The sequence below is a fragment of the Mesorhizobium sp. BR-1-1-10 genome, from assembly GCF_020165595.1.
GTDB classification, from domain to species: Bacteria; Pseudomonadota; Alphaproteobacteria; order Rhizobiales; family Rhizobiaceae; genus Mesorhizobium; species Mesorhizobium australicum.
Window position 1 is genome coordinate 205,926 of the sequence record NZ_JAIUIL010000002.1, and the last position, 19,647, is coordinate 225,572.

Consider the following 19,647-nt stretch of genomic DNA (forward strand, 5'->3'; position numbering starts at 1 on the left):
TTTTGAATTCCATTTGACTGAATAAATGTTTGATGCGAACCTTACGTCAAGTGGGGGCGCAAGGCATGGCATTGCGGGGGACCAATCAGGAGTTCGGGCGGCCATACAACCGGCGCATCGTGCTTGAGTCCATCCGCCGTCATGGCCCGATTGCACGCGGCGACATCGCCAGGCACGTCGGGCTCACCGTGCAGACCGTGTCGACCATCGTTCGCGAACTGGAGGAACAGGGCTACATCCTGTCCGTGCGCGAAGAGCCGAAGGGACGTGGCCTGCCACCGGCAACGCTGCGCATCAACCCGGAAGGCGGCTATGCCGTCGGCATCCACCTGACGCCGCTTGGAATAGACGCCGCGCTGATCAATCTCAGCGGCGACGTTATCGAGAGTTCACGCCGCGAAGCGTCCAACGCGACGCCCGATCACGCGTTCGACCAGATCGGCGCCATGGTCCGCGACCTCACGGGCAAGCGGCCCGGCGGCCGCGTCATCGGCGTCGGCATGGCGCTTCCCGGCCCGTTCGACGTGGACTCCATGAGCTTTGTCGGCCCGACCACGATGACCGGCTGGAAGCATGTGGCGCTGCGTGAGCGGCTGACCGCCGCGACGGGATTGCCAGCATTCTTCGAGAGCGACATGGCCGCCGCCGCGATGGGCGAGCGGCTCTATGGCATCGGAGCCCGCCATTCCGACTATTACTATCTCTATTTCGGCGTCGGGCTTGGCGGCGCGATGATGCATGACGGCAGCGTTCTGCGCGGCGCCTGGGGCAATGCGGGCGAGATCGGCCACATTCCCGTGGTCCCCGATGGCGAGCTTTGCCCCTGCGGCAACCGAGGCTGCCTCGAGCGCTACCTCTCGCTCGAGGCGCGGGGCCGCCGGGCCGGCAGCGACGCCGATTGGGTGGCGCAAGTCGGCCCGATCTTCCGCAACACCATCGCCATCATCGAAAACCTCTTCGATCCAGAGACGGTCGTGCTCGGCGGCCTGGCGGCATCGGAACTGCTCGAGCGCCTGGCGGACGCGGCCGAACCGCTGCACAATTCGGTTTCGGCCCGCGCGGACCGCAAGACGCCGCGCGTCATCGTCGCCAGCGGCGGCCAGCATTCCGTGCTGCGCGGCGCGGCGGCGCTCGCCGTTTCAGGGGTGTTGTCGCCACGCTTCGGCCAGATGTTCGCCGCCGAACGCGAGCGCGGCCGCGACATACTTTCGGCCAGGGAGATTGCCGCATGAGCGAACCCCTGCTGGTGCTCGACAACGTGACTAAGAACTACGGCGCGATCGAAGCGCTGAAGGGGATCAGCTTTTCCATCGGCAAGGGCGAAGTGGTGGCGCTGCTCGGCGACAACGGCGCCGGCAAGTCGACGCTGGTCAAGATCATAGCGGGCGGTCTCGAACCGACCTCCGGCCGTATGCTGTTCGAGGGCAAGGAATTCCTGGCCCGGTCGCCGGCGGAAGCCAAGGCGGCGGGCATCGAGACCGTCTACCAGGACCTGTCGCTGTGCACCAATGTCGATGTGGTGGCCAATTTCTTCATGGGCCGCGAGATCACCAGAAAGGTTCTCGGCATTCCGGTGCTCGACGAGCGCGCCATGGAAGCCGTCGTCGGCAAGGCGCTGGCCAGCGCCGGGACCCGCATTCCTTCACTGCGCACCAATGTCGAGCATCTCTCGGGCGGCCAGCGGCAGGCCATCGAGCTGAACCGCTTCGTGCATTGGGGCGGCAAGCTGGTGCTTCTCGACGAGCCGTTCGCCGCACTTGGCGTCGAGCAGACCCGGCGCGGTCTCGACATGATCCGCCAGGTGGCGAGCCAGGGCATCGGCGTCGTCATCATCACCCATATCATGCAGCAGGCTTTTCAGGTCGCCGACCGGATCGTGGTGATCCGGCAAGGCGTCGTGGCGGGCGATGTCGCACGCAACAAGACAAGTCCCGATGCGGTGATCAACATGATCACCGGAGAGACGCTTGCCGGTGCCGGACCGGCGGGCTGAGGGACAAAGAGGGGTCCGGCTTAACAGGGAGCCAACGACATGAAGCGAATACTTCTTGCTGTCTTCGGTATCCTGGCACTGGCCTTTGCCACGCTCACGCCGGCATTCGCCCAGTCCAAGGGTATCGTCTACTACATGGTGCCGACATTGCTCGACGAATTCCAGACCGGCTCGGTGAGCGCGCTGGAGCTGTTCCTGAAACAGACCGGCTACGAGATGAAGACGCTGAACGCCGACAACAAGACCGACGCCCAGCAATCGCAGATGAACGACGTCATCGCGCTGAAGCCGGCGGCGATCATCCTGGCCGCCGTCGATTTCAATGCGCTGAAACCATCGATCGAGGCAGCGCGCGCGGCCGGCATTCCGGTGGTCGAGTTCGACCGCCAGATCACGTCGACACCGTCCGACTTCACGTCGGTCGCGGGCACCGTCGAGATCGGCTACGTCGCCGCCGAGCAGGCCGAAAAGCTTCTGAAAGCCAAGAACGGCTCGGTGAAGGGCAAGGTCCTGCAGGTGCTTGGCGATCCCGGCGATCCCTACACGCTCGACATCCAGAAGGGTTTCGAGGAGAAGATGAAGGCGTTCCCAGACGTCAAGATCATCTCGCTGCCGGCCATGCAGTGGGAGGCCAGCAACGCCGGCACCATCGTTGCCGACCAGATGCTGGCCAACCCCGACATCGACCTGATCTTCAGCCATGCCGCACACCTGTCGGTCGCCGCCGTCGCCTCGCTCGAGGCCGCCGGCAAGAAGCCGGGCGACGTCATGCTGATGAGCTCGAACGGCGCACCGGTCGGCCTCGACCTGATCCGCAAGGGCTGGCTCAACGTCGAAGTCGAGCAGCCGCTTTACGCACAGGCCGCCGCCGTCGCCATGTTCATGGACAAGGTCGTCAAGAAGGAAGAGATCAAGCCCGGCGAATACGATGTGCTTGGCCTGAAATCGACCCTCACCAAGGAAGGCTGGGGCCCCAACATCAAGATCCCGGGTGCCGCCATCACCAAGGAAAACGTCGACAACCCGGCTTTCTGGGGCAACCAGAAGCCGCCGACGGATACCGTCAAGCCGGTCGAATAGACAGATGGCCGGACCGCTCCGGGCCATACCAGGCCCGGAGCCCTGCCCCTGCCCGCATGAAACGAGACGCAGGCAACCTGCCGCGGCCTTGATCCCGCACGCCAACCGGATCGACACATGAACCCTCGCACACGCCACGCCCTGGAGTTCGTCCTCGACAACCTCGTCTGGTTCATGCTGCTTTTTGTCCTGGTCGTCTTCTCGCTGTTCATCCCGAACTATTTCCAGCTCGGCATCTTCGCCAACATCATCGAGGCGTCGAGCGTGCTCGGCGTGATGTCGATCGGCCTGGCGCTGGTCATCATTGCCGGGCACATGGACCTGTCGGTCGAATCCGTCGCCGCGCTCAGCGCCATGGCGGTGGGCATCCTGTTTTGTTCCTCGGGCATCGGCCTCGGCGTGCAGTTGCACCCGGAATGGCTGATGGTTCCGGTCTCGCTGCTGTTGGCGCTGGCCGTCGGCGGCCTCATCGGCGCCTTCAACGGCTATCTCGTGGTCAAGGTCAAGATGAGCGCCTTTATCATCACGCTCGCCTCCTACATCTGGGTGCGCGGCCTGGTGCTGGTCATTTCGGGCGGCCGCTCGGCGCAGGATCTGGCACCCGCCATCCGCTGGTTCGGCATCCAGCGCCTGGTTGGCCTGCCGCTTACCGCCTGGATCGCGGTGGCCTGTTTCGTCGTGTTCTCACTGATCATGGCCAAGACCCCGTTCGGCAGGCACCTGGTGATGATCGGCGGCAATGAAACCGCGACCTTCCGTGCCGGCATCCGGGTGAACCGCAACCTGATCATCGCCTTCGTGCTCGCCGGCGCCATCGCAGGGCTGGCCGGCTGGCTGCTGGCGATCCGCACCTCGGGCGCCACCGCCAATCTGGGCGTCGGCCTTCTGTTCAACGCCTTCGCGGCCGTGGTTATCGGCGGCGTCAGCCTGAAGGGCGGCGTCGGCACCTTGCCCGGCGTGTACGCTGGCGTGCTCCTGCTTTCGGCCATCAACACGGCGATCAACCTGATGGGCCTGCCCGCCAACTTCACCCAGGTCATCCATGGCCTGCTGGTGCTGGCGGCCGTGCTGCTCGATGCATTCAAGCAAACCATTCGCCAAAGGTTGGCGTGACAGGACGGCTCGCATGACAGGACGACTGGAAGGCAAGGTGGCGCTGATCGTCGGCGGCGCGCGCGGCATCGGCAAGGGCATCGCGCTGCGCTTCGCCGAGGAAGGTGCAAGGCTGGTGCTCGCCGACTCCGAGACCGAGGCCGGGCGGGCAAGTGCGGATGAGCTTGGCGTCCCCTTCATCCGCACCGACATCTCGCAAATGAGCGACGCCGAGGCCGCCGTGGCGCTTTCGTTGAAACACCATGGCCGCCTCGACATCATCGTCCAGAATGCCGGCATCTATCCCTGGCAGTTGATCGAGAACACCAGCGCCGACGACTGGGACCGCGTCATGGCGGTCAATTTGCGCGGCACCTTCAACGCCAGCCGCGCAGCCCTGGTGCCGATGAAGGCGCAGCGCTTTGGCCGCATGCTCTACACCTCCTCCATCACCGGCCCGCATGTCACCAGCCCCGGCCATGGCCACTATTCGGCGACGAAAGCAGGCATCAACGGCTTCATTCGCGCCGCAGCGCTGGAATTCTCCGGCTACGGCATCACCGTCAACGGCGTCGAACCCGGCAATATCCTCACCGAAGCCATCCAGGAACATCGCGGCGCCGCCTATATCAAGAACATGGAAGATTCGATCCCGCTCGGCCGGCTCGGCAGCCCACGCGACGTGGCCAACGCCTTCCTGTTCCTCGCCTCGGACGACGCCAGCTACATCACCGGCACGACCATTGTCGTCGATGGCGGACAGTTGCTGCCCGAGGGCAAGGATTTCCGTATGGTGCCGCCGTGATACCGCGACGCGCAGCGGCCGGCTCTCAGCTGACTTGAAATGTGAGTTTGAATGGTGGGCGATGACGGGCTCGAACCGCCGACATCTTCGGTGTAAACGAAGCGCTCTACCAACTGAGCTAATCGCCCGCTCCGGGCCGGACCTTTAAGCGGTCGGGACCTGCTTCGCAAGGCCAAATGAGTGCGGGATGCCCTGTTCGCAGGCCGGATTTGCGAACAAAATGCCGGCTGTCAAAAAACCTTCTCCTGTTTGGCGTTATGATGGTTTGGTGCGCTTGACACCCGGTAGCGAACCCCTTATCCAGCGCCCCAACGACGAACACGGCTGACACGTGCTCGTCAATGCGCGGGTGTAGCTCAGTTGGTTAGAGTGCCGGCCTGTCACGCCGGAGGTCGCGGGTTCGAGCCCCGTCACTCGCGCCATTTAACTATTTGATAGTTAAATGGTTTTCGCGCTAAGTAGGCTTCGGTCAGGTCAGCTAAAATCCTCGTATAGGCACCATGTAAGCTGCGGGAGTGGAAAGCCCACCATTGTTTGGTGGTTTCCTGTGTTCAGCGGTAGGATCGGTGTGGGACTTGGGAGGGGTACGCTAATGGGCCAACTGGCAGCATCGGAATGGGTGGCACTAATTTCCGGTTTCGGCGGCGCAGTTCTAGGCGCAGTCGTCGGCGGGGCAATTTCATGGCTTCTAGCACGGCAGGCTGCGCATGAATCCCGCAGGCGTGACGGTGAGCAGCGAAATGCAGCTGAAAAAGCGGCCGCAGTTCGTACAACGCTAAAGGTGCAGCAGATCACCAACGGGACGTTCACTGTGGCGCAAGTGATTCGCAAGGGGGTTACAGACGCACAGGCTCAAGGGCTCGAACTTTGGCAGGTTCTGAGGCCCCACGTGGGATCTAAGGCCGACGTGAAAATCAATGCCGAAGATTTAGCCCCGTTCCTGGACCCTTCCGGCAATCCGTTCGTCGACTCGATCACTCTTGCTGCATTGCGCTACGAGGTGCTCGAAACAACGCTGATCGATTACAGCGCTCGGCGAGCAAAGTTAGGTGACTTGCTGGCGCCGTACACGGTGCTGGATATGGAGACCGGCGCTGGCACAACAGAAGTACCACAAGATCAACAAGCCCTGGTGAAGACTCGGGTATTCGAACTGAAGGACCTACTCCAGCAATTGCGAGATTTCGCCGAAGATGATCTCAAAGCCAACCTCGCGCTATGCGACCATGTGACATCTTATGGCGCTGCTAAGTACGGCTTTTTTCCGAAACTGCAGTTGCCTTCTGCAGAGCAATAGATGAAAGCCCGCCACCGTGAGACAGCGGGTGGCGGCGTGTGGTCGCAAACCGCCAACTATGTCCTACACTTAGCTCGACCCGTCTCGGTCAGCCCGGCGTATCCCCTCTCGCGCTGGATTAAGCCTCGCTTTTCTAGAAGCGCCAGAGTTCGGGACGGGTTGAGGTGATGTTCGACCCATTCGGGCGTTCGCCGCTTATGGCGTTCGCCGACCTCCCATCTCGATTGGCGGACCAATCCCCGGTCAATCGCCTTTAATAGAAGGGCACGCTTATCCCCGTCTCTTGCCAACCGGTCGACATGGGCGGCTCGCGCGGCGGAAGCTTCATCGCGGCGGCGCTCTACATCCTGCATGTTGGTCGAAAGCGAATAAGCCCGCTCAAGAATGCCGGAGATCGACCAGAGCGAGCTCTCGTCTTCTCGCTCCAGCTCAATCGAGCGAATCGCTTTGAGCAATAGAAGTTGCTTCGTTCCCAATCCGCGCGACATGATGCATGCCTCTGGCTCTAAGTGTAGGACATAGATGTCCACTCTTGCAAAATGGCCCGGAAGCCTAGGCCGCCGGGCCAAATCGATCAACCTGTTCTCAGTTAATAGTGATCGGGCTGCTCGCGGTCGACGCAAACCTCCCGTTCATGATCGCCACGGGCTCCAGCCGCCCAATGCTCTTGATTGTGGTGCCGGTTCGGAGCCCCGAGCGTGGGCTCCAGCGTACCGTCGTCCTCGTCGTCGCTGTTGTCCTGCTCCCGGTCGTCGTAGGGACTGCCCCTGCCGTCATCAAAGCCCCTGACGGTCTGCGGGCCGAGCGCACACCACCCAAGCCACGGTTCGGCATCCGCGCCGTCTTCAAGGTCGCAATCCGCTTCCATCAGGTCGAGCGCGGTGATGAGGCTCATGGCGCGGTCTAGGAGGTCGTTCAGGCGTTTCTGGACTTCCTGGCGCCATGTGCGCGGATCTACCCCGCCAGGCATTCCATAGGGCTTTAGAAGCCTGAGGGGCGCGTTCATAGCGTCGTCCCCGACAGTGACGCTTTGAATTGTGCGAAGACTTTATCGTTGTACCTCATGCTGCGAATGTAGGCCAAGATATCAGCACGAGGCGCGCCGCTCTCTTGCATCCATACAATGTGGGCAAGCCACTCGTGCATCTGCGCACGATAGGCGGCTGCGATATGTGGCGGCAGCGTGTCCAACAGGGCTTCGAGGCGCCCAAGTTTGGCACGAGCGCTTTCCCTGGTTGGCGGTGAGATCAAAAGGGCCAGCGGTGCCGGCCATGTCGCTGTAGCACCAGCTATGGCCGGCAGAGAGGCGATCCCGGCAAGAATGAGCCGGCGGGAAAACCTTCCGGTGATCATGTGCATTCCCTCGACAGCGGGCATAGCTTCGCCGGCTGCCTGAACATGGGTGTTCGTTTGCTGTCAACAATGTTTGGTGATAAAAACACCACATGAAGCCAGTACAATGCCGTATGGGGCGCGCCGCCCTCAATTGGAGCACTCTCGACCTAGCCAAGGCGGCTGGCGTTGGGGGAAATACAGTCAATCGATTTGAGGCTGGACAGGACGCCCGCCTGAGCAGCGTGGACAAGATGCGCGCGGCACTCGAATCGGCCGGGGTCGAGTTCATTCCTGAGAATGGCGGCGGCGCTGGCGTGAGGCTTCGGAAGGCCTAAAGGCGCAAGTTCGCTTGCACGCGTGCTGGAGTTGCGCAAGTATTGGCGGATTGACTGGGGGAGCATAGTGCTGTGGGTTGGGGAAAATTCCTGTGGTTTGCACTAGTGATTGTCGCTGGCGATGCAGAAGCTCAAACCCTTCAGGGCATCGAAAACTGTCGGCAGTTGGTAAACGGCGCGGACCGGCTGGCGTGCTACGACGGCCTAGGAACGAGCGCGCCATCAGTAGAAACAGGCCAAAAATCTGCGGCCCCCGTTACTCTCGCCAAAGCTCGATTCAACATCCAAGCCAAAAATTACGAACAGCAGATTTTCAACCCTCGGATTGAACTGCATATGTCATTTACCAATTCTACGGCCAAGAGAGTATCGGCCCTGGCTTTGGTAGTGTCCATCAAAGATGCGTTCGGCGATGTAGTCCTAAGCGGTGACAGTAAATTGGATGTCAACATCGGGCCGGGCGCGACCGAGACAAGCCCCACCTTCCTAATTTGGGAGGACAACCAGTTCCTTAACGACGATCCCTACAGCAAGATGGTTGGCCCCGTGGATGCGGGGACCGCAACGGCCGAGATCGCAATCAAGAAGGTGGTCTACCAAGACGGAACAGTTGAGTCCTACTAACCAAAAAGGGGGAGGGAAAACATGCCGCACATCGAGCGCATCGAGAAACGTAAGCGCGGTTTCTTCGGAATGATTTTCTGGTGGATGTTCCTGGCCTTCAACGCGCTGATGGGGCTCTGGATATTCTACGCCATCAAGATTTCCAGCGAGCACTACCAAGCCACAACAGATGCAGCCGGACAGGCTGGCACTGCGATCGGCGGGACACTTGCGGTTGGCATGCTGCTTTGGCTGTGGGTGTTCGGCGACATCATTCTCGGTTTGCTGGTCGCGCTTTCCCGAGGGAAGAAAATCACCATCGAGCGGACTGTCGCCTGATGACAACCAGATTGAAATACAGAGCCAACAGAATTTCACTGGTGCCGGCAGCTTTTCGACCGGTGGGGTCCTGCTGTGGTTGCAGGCCGGGTTACGGGACACACTTGGCGCCAATGACTGACTGAAGCGTCCAGTTCTTGCCCAATAAACGACGCCCCTATTCTTTCCCCAGCGTAATTTTGGTCAGTGCTTGCACTCCTGCCTTGATTGCGCGAAAGCTCCGTTAGGGCAACAATTGGGGCGGGGCTGCGTGATACCGATGCGTCGGGTCATCGCGCACGGCGATGGCATGATCACAGACTTATTTCTCACAGCGGTCGCTGCGTTTTCTATTCTGATTCCACTATACTTCATCCTCAAATGACAGGCTCCGGCTCCAGTTTCGCCGTGAACAAACCGGGGATTCACAGATTCCGGCACCGGGTATATGTTGCCCGGCATGGAACACGCTTTCGATGATATCGCCAGCGCCTTGAAAGCCCCTCAGAACAGCCAGGGGAGCCGCTACAGCGCGTTTGCGCTCAAAATGGCAGCGAACTTGCTGCTGGGCTTCGCAATCGGCCTGGGAATCGCCATAGGCCACGCCGTAGCCGGGTAACGGCCCCGACTTCGGCTTTTAGATCGCCTTTGCCATTGCCTCTTTGCGCTGCTTGGTCTCGTTCATCTGCTCACCACGGTGATGGTTGCAGTGCCAGCAGGCGGCGGCGAGGTTCTTAAGGTCATCCTTGCCACCCTTCATCTTGGCCTTCCGGTGCTCGATGGTCATTCGGGTTGGGCCGCTCTTGGTGAACTCGCGGTTGCAGTAAACACACCTCCCGCCCTGCCGTCTATAAAGCTCACGGCGTGCAAACGCGCGGTATTGTGGATCTCTCAGTGTCGGCATGCAACTGCTTGACAAAGAAGGCGCCGGCCGCACCGGTCCGGTGGTGTTCCACTGGATGAACTCGACTTCCTTCCCCGTCACTTCCCGCACTGACTTCAACAGCGCCTCATGCAGGGTCCGCGTGGCGCGGTAATGCTCGCAGTGCGGCGATATAAACGGCTTTATGATGCTTTTGTGCAGCGCTTCCGCCGCGACGAGAAAGCGCTCGATTTCAGCTTGGGAAAGCTGTTTTGATGGTTTGGACCTGGCCATTGGCGATCTCCTGTTTGAGAGAGGTTCGCCGCAACGGAAGGATTATATTCCTGACCCCGACATGGTTGGCAAGCCCTGGCAGCCGGCGCATATTAGGTTCCGCTATGATGGCCCAGACGATCCGGTTCGCGATTTTTGCGGTTTCGGCTGCTGTCGCCGGCCTGGCCTTTTTCGCCTTGCATTCCTTCTGGACATGGGCGGCGCCGCTCCTGATCCTCTTCGCCGGATCCATGCTTGCCGAGTACGCCTTCAATCGGCTGGCCTCTAACGAAGAAAAGCAGCGCGATCTGGAAGATCGCGTGCGCAATCCACCGACGTAAACTTGGCAAGTCCTATCGTCACGCCCGCCAGCGCGCGTTTCCCGTCGACCGCGCGGGCCGCAAAGCCGAATTGTCTGATTTGTACGATTTCACTACGCCGGCTTGCGACCTACTTTCACTAGGGCTACGTATCGCTTTCGCATGGAGCATTCGCCATGATCGAACTCGATGAATCGAAAATGCCGATCCAATCCGCCAAAGAAAAGCACGCCAACTGGCTTGTTGACAAAACCGGGATCACGCTCAGCCAAGCACGCGAGCTTATCGACTTGATCGGGCTAGGCAGTCTGCCGTCGCTGGTGCGCGAAGCTCTTTTGCTGAAAAATAGTACTCAGCCCTAGAATCGCTCATGCCGTCCGACAAACGTAAGCGAAGGTTCGCTTTTCGCCCTTGGTCTACGTGACACGTACCCAGTTTTCCTGATGGCGCCATAATGTGACAGGCTTGCCGATGTATGCTTGGGCCGCGTTGAAGGGAAGCTGCGCCATGAGCATGCTCCAAGACTCACCGATTCCCCGGCCAGGGGGACATCCTGACCAGCAGCGGGGAGCTGCCATCTTTCGAACTTGCCGAGAAATACCAAGTTCCCACATGCGCACAAAATGCCCGCCGGCCGGAGCCAGCGGGCAGCTGACAGAGGTGGAGAGCCGCCGGAGTAGGCGGCTGGCTCCCGAACCTTTGTCTCTGACGTATGTTCCATTGAGGTCCGCACCCACCCCACTGTAGAGCGCGGGCCGGCCAGCGTCGCGAAAGACCCGGACGCGCCGCCGGCTTCACCCGAACTTGCGACCAGTCGAGCTGTTCCCGAACACTAAAAGCCTGCTGGCTCCGGCCGGCGGGCAGCTTTGATGATGCTTGTGTGGAGCGGCTAGCCGGCCGACTTCGAGATGACGATCACCTGGGCCGCGATGCTGCCCAGACGCTCACGCTTCTTCAGTTCTGGCTTTTCGTAGGTCTTCTTCATAGTGATGCTCCCCACTTTTCGTCGGGAGAGAAAATGCCTCGCGAAAGCGAGTGTTGTCAACCGTACGGGGTTGAAGGAAGGCCAGTCAGTCGTGATGGCCGCGTCATCACAATGCCAGGCAACGAAGGCGAAGCCGCCGCTGCCAGTACATCCGTGGTCAGCGACGGCAGGCGTTAACGCGCCTCAGAATGGCCACGCAAAGGCAAACCCCAAGATGATGCGCAAGAGGCACCGAAGGCGAGGAAGGGCAATCTAACTCCTTGGGGAAGGCCACGGTCGGCGGCGTGAAGCCACTATCCGACGCAAGGCTGCCGAACTTTTTCGTTCAGGCGACCTTGAACTCAATCTCCATCAGCCACGGCGAGGTGTTTGTCGTGCCGGCGGTCTGCCTCAATTTATAGTAGCGATAAGCCGTGCTGTTTGACCACGTCTGTTACTGGACCAGGATACCGCCAAGGGTGAAGCTGCTTCCTAGCCCAGTGTAGGTACTGTCGTCGTTGGAGCCTTCGAATACCCATGTGCCGTGGGTATTTTCGGCACTTTGCAGCCATAGGAAACCCGTAAATATCTTGCCCGACCCCAGGTCGAACTTTATCTCCTTTGACGACTCTCCCGCCGTGAACGCTGCGCTGTCGTTCGCGTCCAGCGAGAAAGCGCCATCGACGAGATTGTCGATATGGGTGCTTAGAGCCATCGTTGCAGTCGGCGTCGTCGTAATCACGCTGGTGCGGTCGCCGCTCACCAGCGCATCGCGCACCTCGCCAATGGCCGGGTCGGCGATCCTGAATTGAATCTCGCGAAGCCAAGGGCTGGATAGTGTCGAACCGCTGGTCTGCCGCAGCTTATAATAGCGATAAGCGGTGGTGTTGGAGCCTGTAAAATAGGTGTATGGCAAGGTTGCGCCGCCAAATGCGAACGGACTTCCTATAGCTGTATAGGAACTATCGTCATTAGAACCCTCGAACACCCATGTGCCGTGGGAACCGGCGGCGATGTCCTGTATCCAGCGAAAGGCGTCAATAATCTTCTGGACACCGGCTCCGAAGTCGAACTTGATTTCCCGAAGCGTCTGGCCGTTGTTGAACCAGCAGGAATCCGTACTGTTGCTGCCGAACCCCCCATCGATTAGATTATTGATGGTTCCGCCACCAAGGGTGGCTGTGGTGGTGACGGTTATCGACGATGTTCTATCGTCCATCCCGCCGGCATTCCAGTAGGACGGGTCTCCGCCGGTGCCCCCACCGCCACCGCCGCCGGTGTTTCGATACATCTGACCTGTGCTCATAAACATTCGGTCGTTCCTTTCAGCGTTCAGGGCATGTCGGCGATGTCGCCGGCAGAGGAGATGACGGCATCGATCACGTCACTGAAGGCGCGCTTGCAAACGATTTGACCGGCCCGTTCAAAGATCGCGAATGAATACGGATCAGCGATCGAGCGCGCGACGTCGCGAACGCCGGCCGTCACGTCGAAGACGGCACCCTGGATCATGTCATCGATGTTGATGGTGAGGATCTGGTCGGGGTCGTAGCCGCCACCATGAACAAACAGATCCGACAGGAGAGCGTCGAGGCGCCGCAGGTCTCCATCCGCAGAAGCATTGAAAAGCGTCCTCAGCGGCTGGGCGATGAACTGGCTGGTCGTTACCGACAGATTCGACTGGTCGTCATAAATGACCTTGCCGACAGAGCCTGATGTGGCAATCGATGTCGTTAACCCCGTGTCGAGATCCGTGAAGTTGTAGGCGTCGGGCTCTCGGAACATGTAGGTCCCGTCGAGCCGGTTTAGGTCCGGCGGCGTGAACTGGTTCACTAGGCTGGCCGTGATCTGATAGGGAACGGTCTTTGTCCACACCGTTGCAGCGGTCGTTCCATTGATGCGAATGACATGGAAATCGTCGGTGAAAACGATCAGGTCGCCATCGTGATAAAGTGCATAGACCAGGTTGGCAGAAAAGCTGGCAAACTCAGTCGTGCTTTGCAAAACCCCCAAGGACGTGACGCTCGATCTGACCAGTCGCCAAGCAACGGACGAAGAGGCCCTGCGGACAGCGGACGACTTAGTCGTTGCGAATCTGCTTGCGCAATCGCCCACAAAACGCTCGATTCATGCCGCAGGCAGCCACATTGCAGTATGCTGCCGGAATGGCATGGAGGACGTAATGTCAATTGCACCGAACATTTCCACGCGCACGATATTCACGCTGATTTGCCTGGGTGGCGCGACGACGGCCGCATCCGTCCTTTTTCCCGCCGCCGCGTCGGCCGACCGGCTGCAGCGATGCGCTCGCGAGGGTGAGATCTGCCGCCTGCCCTATCCCGCCGAGGTCGTCTACGGCGCCAGGGGCCGCACGACCTCGCGTTACATCGAGCGCAACGCGGTACCCTGTTCGAACCGCGTTTTCGGCGATCCCGCGCCGGGCAAGGAAAAGTTCTGCTTCATCGTGAAGCGCGACCGTGACGAGTCGAACGACGACTACGATCAGCCACGCCGCGAGAAGTGGGCGGTCTGCGCCGAGGAAGGCGAATTCTGCGATTTCTACGGCCGCAAGGTGGTCAGGTATGGCGCCCGCGGCCGGTTCACGCAGGACGTGTTCCGCAATGGCGTCCAATGCGACAACGATGCATTCGGCGATCCCGCTCCCGACCAGGGAAAGCGCTGCTACGTCATGCAGTAGCTTCTCAACGCCCACTGACCCGGAGGCCAGAACGGTCTGGGCTCCGGGACCCCGCGAACCCTGAGCAGCCTCAGCGCTTGGCCAGCAACGCCTCGACCTCCTGCAGTGTCGGCATAGACGGTGCCGTGCCTGGACGGGTCACCGAAATGCCGGCCACGGCGCAGGCGAAGCGCACCGCCTCCAGCGGCTCCACGCCGCGCGAAAGTGCTGCGGCCAAGCCGCCGTTGAAGGCGTCCCCCGCGCCGGTGGTTTCGACGACAGGGCCGGCACTGATGGCGGAAACATGCTCGGAGCGATCCTTCGTGTGCAGGAGCGCGCCCTTTTCGCCCAGCGTGACGATGACCGTGCCGACGCCCTTTTCGAGCAGCTTGCCGGCGGCGGCGCGAGCCTCCTCGACCGAAGAAACTTTCAGCCCGGTCAACTCCTCCGTCTCTGTCTCGTTCGGTGTAAGATAGTCGCAGAGCGCGTAGATGCGGTCGGGTAGCTTTGCCGCCGGTGCCGGGTTGAGGATGGTCGTCACCCCGGCCCCGCGCGCGATCTCCAACGCCCGCATCGCGGCATCGATCGGCTGTTCGAGCTGCGTCACGAAAACACCGGCACCCCTGATAAGGTCGGCATTGGCTTCGATGTCCTCGGGCGTGATCAGCATCGCAGCGCCGGGGCTGACGATGATGGCATTGTTGCCGCTCCCCTCCTCGACGAAGATATAGGCGGCACCGGTGTAGCTGTCTGGCGTGTCGATGGCGGCGCTCTTCACGCCGGCATCCTTCCAGGTCCGCTTGGCCATGTCGGCGAAGGCATCGACACCGAGGCGGGTCAGGAACGCGACGTCGGCCCCCAGCTTGCCAGCGGCCACGGCCTGGTTCGACCCCTTGCCGCCTGGCCCCAGCTTGAAGGAATTGCCAAGGATCGTTTCGCCCATGCGCGGCTGGCGCTGGGCCCTGTAGGCCGTGTCGGCGACAAACACACCGAGGATGACGACCGGCTTGCCCGAGGCCATGCCGCTACTCCGCATCCGGCGGCACGACGCCCTTGCGGAAGGCAAAGCAGCCGTAGAAGCGGCGTTCGCCGGTCTGGATGACGCAATAGGCCTGCTTGGCGCGCTCGTAGAAGGCGTAACGCTCGACCGGCACCATCGGCCAGGACTTGCCCTCCGCGGCATCGATCTCTTTCTGCACTTCCTTCTGCACGGCTGGGATCTCGTCCGGCTTTCCGACGATCTCCATTCGGGCGGCGGAATCATCGACGAACGTGTCCAGCGGGTAGAGCGACAGCACCGCCTTGACCACTTGCGCCGCTGGCGCATCGATGCGCAGCACCCGACCGAGCGCCGTCTGGCGCGCCACCGAATCGGACGGGAAGTTGGTGTCGGCGATGATCAGGTCGTCGCCATGCCCCATCGCGCGCAATGCCTGGAGCACGTCGGCATTGAGCAACGGATCGATCCCTTTGAGCATGATGGTCCTCGTGGAGTGCGTTTGAGATCAGAGACGCTTGCCGGTCTCGGCGTCGAACAGATGGATATGGTCGAGCCTTGGCCGGAGCTTCAGCGTATCGCCGGGCTTGAAGTCATGGCGCTCGCGAAACAGCGCCACCATCTCGCCGTCGCCGAAGCGGAGGAACACCAGGGTTTCCGAGCCGGTCGGCTCGACCACGGAAATCTTCGCCGGCACGCCTTCGGGATGGATTTCGAGATGTTCGGGGCGCACACCATAGACGACGGAGCGCCCTTCCTCGACGGTGTTGTTCGGAGCGACAGGGAATAGCGTTCCGGCAATCTCGATGCCGCCCTTGCGCCCGGTACCCTTGAGCAGATTCATCGACGGCGAGCCAATGAAGCCGGCAACGAAAAGGTTCGCCGGCCGGTCGAAAAGCTCCAGCGGCGCGCCAACCTGTTCGATGCGGCCATCGCGCATGACGACGATCTTGTCGGCCATCGTCATGGCTTCGATCTGGTCGTGGGTGACATAGATGGTGGTGGTCTTCAGCCGCTGGTGCAGTTCCTTGATCTCGGTGCGCATCTGCACGCGCAGCTTGGCGTCGAGGTTCGAAAGCGGCTCGTCGAACAGGAATACCTGCGGATTGCGCACGATGGCGCGCCCCATGGCGACGCGCTGACGCTGGCCACCGGAAAGCTGGCGCGGGTAGCGCTTCAGATAGGGGCTGAGGTCGAGGATGTCGGCGGCGCGCTTGACCCGCTCGGCAACCACGGCCGGATCGGTCTTGCGCAGCTTGAGGGCGAAGGCCATGTTCTGCTCGACCGTCTTGTGCGGGTAGAGCGCATAGTTCTGGAACACCATGGCGATGTCGCGTTTTGCGGGCGGCAGGTGATTGACGACACGGTCACCGATGGCGATCGTGCCGCCGGAGACGGTCTCCAGCCCCGCCACCATCCTGAGCAGCGTGGACTTTCCGCAACCGGACGGGCCGACAAGCACGACGAACTGGCCATCGGCAATGTCGACGCTGACTTCGTGCAGAACCTTGACGGTTCCAAACGCCTTGGCCACATTGCTGATCGCGACTTGAGCCATCGTTCCCCCATCGGCTCCACTGGCCGCAGGCGCAGAAGCTAACCAACGCGACCGGTCAGGGCAAGTCGGTCTCTTATAGATAAAAACCCGTCCTCGTTGACACGGCGTTTGGTTGTGAGAATAGTGACGAGCGCCAATCCGAACGCCGGTACTCTACCCGAAAAAACGGAACGCGAAGCGACGCAGGCCGGGGTCCTGATTTCGCATCTAAAAGGCCAGCGCCCGGCACGATTGGCACTTTCGATTCACGACTAACGTTCTGGGAGGAAATAGTCCATGCGAGTAGGTCTTTACGACAAACTGGTACGTGCCGGCGCCACAAGGCGCGACATATTGAAGGGCGCGGCCTCGATGGCCGCGATCGCCGCCGCATCCGGCGCCGGACTTGGCGCGCTGACGCGCCCGGCTTCCGCCGCAAGCGAACTGCGCTCGAAAATCCTGCAGATCCCCGGGGTTGGCAAAGGCCAGCCGACAGACGCCGACTTCCAGAAGGTCGGCGAGCTTTGCCTGGAGGCGACCAAGGCCAATGTCAAGGAAGGCGAGTTCGCCGGCGTCGAGCTCACCTTCATGGGCCTCAACAACCAGAACCTGCACAATGTGCTGTTCCGTGGTTTCCTGAAGCCATGGGAGACCTATACCGGCGCCAAGATCAGCTGGATCGACCTGGCGCAGGCCGACTACAACGCCCGCCTGCAGCAGTCGATCGCCACCGGCACCGTCGACTTCGACATCATCGAGATGGGCGCGCCGTTCGAGGGCGACGTCTGCGGCAAGGGCCTGACTTCGGAGATGCCCGACTGGGTCAAGAAGCAGATCGACTTCGACGATCTCGTCAACTACCTCAAGCCGCCCGTCGGCACGTGGGATGGCAAGCAATACCGGGTCACCATCGACGGCGACGCGCACAATTTCAACTACCGGACCGACGTGTTTGCCGATGCCGACCTCGCCAAGCAGTGGAAGGATGGCGGGGCGACGAGCGAATGGGGCGTGCCTAAGACCTGGCAAGAGGTTCAGGCCGTGACCAAGTTCCTCAAGGGCAAGAAGTTCAAGGGCCAGGATGTCTACGGCTACCTCGACGCGCCCAAGCCCTGGGGTGGGTTCGGCTTCTATTTCCTGGGCAGCCGTGCCACCGCCTACGCCAAGCATCCCGACGACAAGGCCTGGCTGTTCGACGCCGACACGATGAAGCCACGCATCAACAATCCGGCCTGGGTACGCGCCATCCAGGACGTCATCGACGCCCTGCCGTCGGAGCCGGCCGACCAGATCAATGCCGACCCGAACACCACCGCCTTCCAGCAGTTCCTGGCCGGCACCGGCTCGATGATCCCCTGGTGGGGCGACGTCGGCTCGAACGTCAAGACCAATGACAGCTCGGTCATCGGCGATGTCACCGGCTTCTCGATCCTGCCGGGCTCCGACGATGTCTACAACTCCAAGACCGGCAAGTGGGAGAAGCTCGCCAGCGGCCCGAACTATTCGCCCAACTGCGCCTATCTCGGCTGGGGCGTCTATGTCATGGCCCGCGTCGATAGCGACGAAAAGAAGAAGAAGGCGGCATGGTCGGCCGCCGCCCATCTCGGCGGCAAGGACCTGTCGATCTGGACGGCGATGTATCCGTCGGGCTTCCAGCCCTACCGCAATTCGCACTTCGACATTCCGGAGTGGGTGGCGGCCGGCTACGACGAGGCGTTCATCACCTCATACCTGAAGTCGGAAGGCGACAGCTACAACCATCCCAACGCGGCGATCGAGCCGCGCATCCCCGGCATCTTCCAGTATTACAGCGCCGCCGAGGATATCCTGGCCAACACCTTCGCCGGCAAGATGAAGGCGCAGGAAGGCGCCGATGCCATCGCAGCCGCCTGGGAGAAGCTGACCGACCAGATTGGCCGCGACAAGCAGATCAAGCTCTACAAGGCCTCGCTCGGCATGTAGGCTGCCCTGTGAACCGTGGTCCGGCGGCAACGCCGGGCCACAGCCTTCCCTTCCAAACGGGCGAGATTTGTGACTGACCAGACTTCGACCGCGACCCGGTGGCCGGCAGACGCCGCCCCCTATGATCTGATCCCGCCGGGCCGCAGGCGTCTGGGCTGGGCGCTGATGGCGATTGCCACGCTCGGCCTGCTGGCGATGATCGTGGTGCAGATCCTCTACAAGACCGAGGTCGATACGATCGGCTTCGAGACATGGCGGCCCGTGGTCTACGCCTATGTGCTGTGGGGTGTGGCGATCGGCATCGGCCAGGTTCTTACACGCGGCGAGGACGGCCAGCGCGCGCTGTTCCTGCTGCCGGCCCTTTTGTTCACCATTGCGATGGTGATCTTCCCGACCCTGTTCGGCTTCTACATCGCGCTGACCGATTGGAACCTCTCCTCCTTCAGCGGCCGCAGGTTCAACGGGCTGGACAATTTCTGGCAGATGCTCGCCGACCCCTATTACCGCAACGCCCTGTTCAACATGGTGCTCTATGTGCTGGCGGTGCTGGTCGAATATGTCATCGCCTTTGGCCTGGCACTGCTCCTCAACGCGCAGATCCGGGCTCGAAAGTTCTTCCGGGTGGTGTTCCTGATGCCGCTCATGCTGTCGCCGGTCGCGGTGTCGTGGATGATCGGCAAGTCGCTGATGGAATACCGCTTTGGACCGGCAGCCACGCTGGCGCGCCATCTCGGCTGGGAAGACCCGGCCTTCTTCTCGAACCCGATCACCGCCCGCATCTCGATCATGCTGCTGGACGCCTGGACCTTCATCCCGTTCATGATGATCATGCTGCTGGCGGGGCTGCAGGCGATGTCGCGCGAGGTGCTGGAGGCGGCACGTGTCGACGGCGCCACGGCCTGGCAAACCTTCTGGCAGGTCACTTTCCCGCTGATGCTGCCGGTGTCGGTGACGGCGGTGATCCTGCGCATCATCTTCAAGCTGAAGCTTGCCGACATCATCATCACGGTCACCTCGGGCGGTCCAGGCGGCGCCACCGATTCGGTCTCGAGCTTCATCTACCGCGAGTACCGCGACCGCTCGAATGTCGGCTATGGCACCATGCTGGCGATGGCCTATCTCGTCATCATCGTGGTGTTCGTGACCTGGCTATTGAAGTTCGCCAGCCGTTTCGTGCGCAATGTGAATTAGGTAGAG

The 19,647-nt window shown here is 61.3% G+C and carries 22 protein-coding genes, 2 tRNA genes and 1 pseudogene; 14 read left to right on the forward strand and 11 right to left on the reverse strand.

Features of this window, described 5'->3' with window-relative positions; genetic code table 11:
• The first annotated feature begins 65 nt into the window (after positions 1-65).
• The 5 genes from LB555_RS03930 (at position 66) to LB555_RS03950 (ending at position 4,970) form a co-directional block, all read left to right on the forward strand.
• Positions 66-1,232 (forward strand): ROK family transcriptional regulator, encoded by a 1,167-nt coding sequence (locus LB555_RS03930; RefSeq protein ID WP_224682314.1) that lies wholly within the window; start codon positions 66-68, stop codon positions 1,230-1,232.
• Positions 1,229-1,993, forward strand: a complete 765-nt coding sequence (locus LB555_RS03935) for an ATP-binding cassette domain-containing protein (protein WP_135864119.1) — start codon at positions 1,229-1,231, stop codon at positions 1,991-1,993. Before LB555_RS03930 ends, LB555_RS03935 begins: the two co-directional genes overlap by 4 nt.
• Positions 1,994-2,032: 39 nt before the next feature.
• Positions 2,033-3,073, forward strand: a complete 1,041-nt coding sequence (locus LB555_RS03940; RefSeq protein WP_224682315.1) for a sugar ABC transporter substrate-binding protein — start codon at positions 2,033-2,035, stop codon at positions 3,071-3,073.
• 117 nt (positions 3,074-3,190) lie between these two features.
• Positions 3,191-4,186 (forward strand): ABC transporter permease, encoded by a 996-nt coding sequence (locus tag LB555_RS03945; protein ID WP_015318184.1) that lies wholly within the window; start codon positions 3,191-3,193, stop codon positions 4,184-4,186.
• A gap of 13 nt (positions 4,187-4,199) precedes the next feature.
• The gene (locus tag LB555_RS03950) at positions 4,200-4,970 is read left to right on the forward strand and encodes an SDR family NAD(P)-dependent oxidoreductase (RefSeq protein ID WP_140617017.1); all 771 of its coding nucleotides are present in this window, start codon (positions 4,200-4,202) and stop codon (positions 4,968-4,970) included.
• A 52-nt stretch (positions 4,971-5,022) separates the two neighbouring features.
• Here LB555_RS03950 and LB555_RS03955 read toward each other — a convergent pair.
• Positions 5,023-5,098, reverse strand: a tRNA-Val gene (locus tag LB555_RS03955).
• 217 nt (positions 5,099-5,315) lie between these two features.
• On the opposite strand from LB555_RS03955, the gene LB555_RS03960 reads away from it, so the two are divergent.
• A tRNA-Asp gene (locus LB555_RS03960) sits at positions 5,316-5,392 on the forward strand.
• A gap of 170 nt (positions 5,393-5,562) precedes the next feature.
• Positions 5,563-6,267, forward strand: a complete 705-nt coding sequence (locus tag LB555_RS03965) for a hypothetical protein (RefSeq protein WP_224682316.1) — start codon at positions 5,563-5,565, stop codon at positions 6,265-6,267.
• A 56-nt stretch (positions 6,268-6,323) separates the two neighbouring features.
• On the opposite strand, the gene LB555_RS03970 is transcribed toward LB555_RS03965, so the two are convergent.
• From LB555_RS03970 to LB555_RS03980, 3 genes are all read right to left on the reverse strand, one after another.
• A complete protein-coding gene (locus tag LB555_RS03970) occupies positions 6,324-6,755 on the reverse strand; it encodes a hypothetical protein (RefSeq protein ID WP_224682317.1) in 432 nt (143 codons plus the stop codon).
• A 101-nt stretch (positions 6,756-6,856) separates the two neighbouring features.
• Positions 6,857-7,162: a hypothetical protein gene (locus tag LB555_RS03975; RefSeq protein WP_224682318.1), complete on the reverse strand. Its 306-nt coding sequence runs from the start codon at positions 7,160-7,162 to the stop codon at positions 6,857-6,859.
• Between the two features lie 107 nt (positions 7,163-7,269).
• On the reverse strand, positions 7,270-7,620 hold the full coding sequence (locus LB555_RS03980; protein ID WP_224682319.1) for a hypothetical protein: 351 nt from the start codon (positions 7,618-7,620) through the stop codon (positions 7,270-7,272).
• Between the two features lie 389 nt (positions 7,621-8,009).
• On the opposite strand from LB555_RS03980, the gene LB555_RS03990 reads away from it, so the two are divergent.
• Complete coding sequence (locus LB555_RS03990) at positions 8,010-8,561, forward strand: hypothetical protein (protein WP_140663818.1); 552 nt, start codon at positions 8,010-8,012, stop codon at positions 8,559-8,561.
• 21 nt (positions 8,562-8,582) lie between these two features.
• Positions 8,583-8,879: a hypothetical protein gene (locus tag LB555_RS03995; protein ID WP_224682321.1), complete on the forward strand. Its 297-nt coding sequence runs from the start codon at positions 8,583-8,585 to the stop codon at positions 8,877-8,879.
• A 616-nt stretch (positions 8,880-9,495) separates the two neighbouring features.
• Here LB555_RS03995 and LB555_RS04000 read toward each other — a convergent pair.
• Positions 9,496-9,762 carry an HNH endonuclease gene (locus LB555_RS04000; protein WP_140716700.1) on the reverse strand — a complete coding sequence of 89 codons (267 nt, stop codon included), beginning with the start codon at positions 9,760-9,762 and terminating at the stop codon, positions 9,496-9,498.
• A gap of 24 nt (positions 9,763-9,786) precedes the next feature.
• Positions 9,787-10,014 (reverse strand): annotated as a pseudogene (locus LB555_RS04005) (hypothetical protein); the annotation flags it as partial.
• A gap of 107 nt (positions 10,015-10,121) precedes the next feature.
• On the opposite strand from LB555_RS04005, the gene LB555_RS04010 reads away from it, so the two are divergent.
• Together LB555_RS04010 and LB555_RS04015 are read left to right on the forward strand one after the other, a co-directional pair.
• Positions 10,122-10,334 carry a hypothetical protein gene (locus tag LB555_RS04010; RefSeq protein WP_224682322.1) on the forward strand — a complete coding sequence of 71 codons (213 nt, stop codon included), beginning with the start codon at positions 10,122-10,124 and terminating at the stop codon, positions 10,332-10,334.
• 155 nt (positions 10,335-10,489) lie between these two features.
• Positions 10,490-10,675, forward strand: coding sequence for a hypothetical protein (locus LB555_RS04015; protein WP_224682323.1), 186 nt, complete (start codon positions 10,490-10,492; stop codon positions 10,673-10,675).
• 1,056 nt (positions 10,676-11,731) lie between these two features.
• Here LB555_RS04015 and LB555_RS04020 read toward each other — a convergent pair.
• Positions 11,732-12,589, reverse strand: coding sequence for a hypothetical protein (locus tag LB555_RS04020; protein ID WP_224682324.1), 858 nt, complete (start codon positions 12,587-12,589; stop codon positions 11,732-11,734).
• Positions 12,590-12,609: 20 nt separating this feature from the next.
• The gene (locus LB555_RS04025) at positions 12,610-13,392 is read right to left on the reverse strand and encodes a hypothetical protein (RefSeq protein ID WP_224682325.1); all 783 of its coding nucleotides are present in this window, start codon (positions 13,390-13,392) and stop codon (positions 12,610-12,612) included.
• Between the two features lie 67 nt (positions 13,393-13,459).
• Between LB555_RS04025 and LB555_RS04030 the strand changes: the two genes are divergently transcribed.
• Positions 13,460-13,975: a hypothetical protein gene (locus tag LB555_RS04030; protein ID WP_015318186.1), complete on the forward strand. Its 516-nt coding sequence runs from the start codon at positions 13,460-13,462 to the stop codon at positions 13,973-13,975.
• Positions 13,976-14,045: 70 nt separating this feature from the next.
• Here LB555_RS04030 and rbsK read toward each other — a convergent pair whose 3' ends face one another.
• The 3 genes from rbsK to LB555_RS04045 are packed head-to-tail and all read right to left on the reverse strand — an operon-like array spanning position 14,046 to position 16,509.
• Positions 14,046-14,975, reverse strand: a complete 930-nt coding sequence (gene rbsK, locus LB555_RS04035) for a ribokinase (protein WP_224682326.1) — start codon at positions 14,973-14,975, stop codon at positions 14,046-14,048.
• Between the two features lie 4 nt (positions 14,976-14,979).
• Positions 14,980-15,432 (reverse strand): RbsD/FucU family protein, encoded by a 453-nt coding sequence (locus tag LB555_RS04040; RefSeq protein ID WP_140617019.1) that lies wholly within the window; start codon positions 15,430-15,432, stop codon positions 14,980-14,982.
• 27 nt (positions 15,433-15,459) lie between these two features.
• The gene (locus tag LB555_RS04045; protein WP_224682327.1) at positions 15,460-16,509 is read right to left on the reverse strand and encodes an ABC transporter ATP-binding protein; all 1,050 of its coding nucleotides are present in this window, start codon (positions 16,507-16,509) and stop codon (positions 15,460-15,462) included.
• A 276-nt stretch (positions 16,510-16,785) separates the two neighbouring features.
• Between LB555_RS04045 and LB555_RS04050 the strand changes: the two genes are divergently transcribed.
• Positions 16,786-18,450: an ABC transporter substrate-binding protein gene (locus LB555_RS04050; protein WP_015318190.1), complete on the forward strand. Its 1,665-nt coding sequence runs from the start codon at positions 16,786-16,788 to the stop codon at positions 18,448-18,450.
• 69 nt (positions 18,451-18,519) lie between these two features.
• On the forward strand, positions 18,520-19,641 hold the full coding sequence (locus LB555_RS04055; protein WP_140717506.1) for a carbohydrate ABC transporter permease: 1,122 nt from the start codon (positions 18,520-18,522) through the stop codon (positions 19,639-19,641).
• Positions 19,642-19,647: the final 6 nt, after the last annotated feature.

Excerpts from the sequence above, each read along its gene's own strand:
- LB555_RS03930 (WP_224682314.1), top strand. The coding sequence starts at position 66 with ATGGCATTGCGGGGGACCAATCAGGAGTTCGGGCGGCCATACAACCGG.
- LB555_RS03935 (WP_135864119.1), top strand. The coding sequence starts at position 1,229 with ATGAGCGAACCCCTGCTGGTGCTCGACAACGTGACTAAGAACTACGGC.
- LB555_RS03940 (WP_224682315.1), top strand. The coding sequence starts at position 2,033 with ATGAAGCGAATACTTCTTGCTGTCTTCGGTATCCTGGCACTGGCCTTT.
- LB555_RS03945 (WP_015318184.1), top strand. The coding sequence starts at position 3,191 with ATGAACCCTCGCACACGCCACGCCCTGGAGTTCGTCCTCGACAACCTC.
- LB555_RS03950 (WP_140617017.1), top strand. The coding sequence starts at position 4,200 with ATGACAGGACGACTGGAAGGCAAGGTGGCGCTGATCGTCGGCGGCGCG.
- LB555_RS03965 (WP_224682316.1), top strand. The coding sequence starts at position 5,563 with ATGGGCCAACTGGCAGCATCGGAATGGGTGGCACTAATTTCCGGTTTC.
- LB555_RS03970 (WP_224682317.1), bottom strand. The coding sequence starts at position 6,755 with ATGTCGCGCGGATTGGGAACGAAGCAACTTCTATTGCTCAAAGCGATT.
- LB555_RS03975 (WP_224682318.1), bottom strand. The coding sequence starts at position 7,162 with ATGAGCCTCATCACCGCGCTCGACCTGATGGAAGCGGATTGCGACCTT.
- LB555_RS03980 (WP_224682319.1), bottom strand. The coding sequence starts at position 7,620 with ATGATCACCGGAAGGTTTTCCCGCCGGCTCATTCTTGCCGGGATCGCC.
- LB555_RS03995 (WP_224682321.1), top strand. The coding sequence starts at position 8,583 with ATGCCGCACATCGAGCGCATCGAGAAACGTAAGCGCGGTTTCTTCGGA.
- LB555_RS04000 (WP_140716700.1), bottom strand. The coding sequence starts at position 9,762 with ATGCCGACACTGAGAGATCCACAATACCGCGCGTTTGCACGCCGTGAG.
- LB555_RS04010 (WP_224682322.1), top strand. The coding sequence starts at position 10,122 with ATGGCCCAGACGATCCGGTTCGCGATTTTTGCGGTTTCGGCTGCTGTC.
- LB555_RS04015 (WP_224682323.1), top strand. The coding sequence starts at position 10,490 with ATGATCGAACTCGATGAATCGAAAATGCCGATCCAATCCGCCAAAGAA.
- LB555_RS04020 (WP_224682324.1), bottom strand. The coding sequence starts at position 12,589 with ATGTTTATGAGCACAGGTCAGATGTATCGAAACACCGGCGGCGGTGGC.
- LB555_RS04030 (WP_015318186.1), top strand. The coding sequence starts at position 13,460 with ATGTCAATTGCACCGAACATTTCCACGCGCACGATATTCACGCTGATT.
- rbsK (WP_224682326.1), bottom strand. The coding sequence starts at position 14,975 with ATGGCCTCGGGCAAGCCGGTCGTCATCCTCGGTGTGTTTGTCGCCGAC.
- LB555_RS04040 (WP_140617019.1), bottom strand. The coding sequence starts at position 15,432 with ATGCTCAAAGGGATCGATCCGTTGCTCAATGCCGACGTGCTCCAGGCA.
- LB555_RS04045 (WP_224682327.1), bottom strand. The coding sequence starts at position 16,509 with ATGGCTCAAGTCGCGATCAGCAATGTGGCCAAGGCGTTTGGAACCGTC.
- LB555_RS04050 (WP_015318190.1), top strand. The coding sequence starts at position 16,786 with ATGCGAGTAGGTCTTTACGACAAACTGGTACGTGCCGGCGCCACAAGG.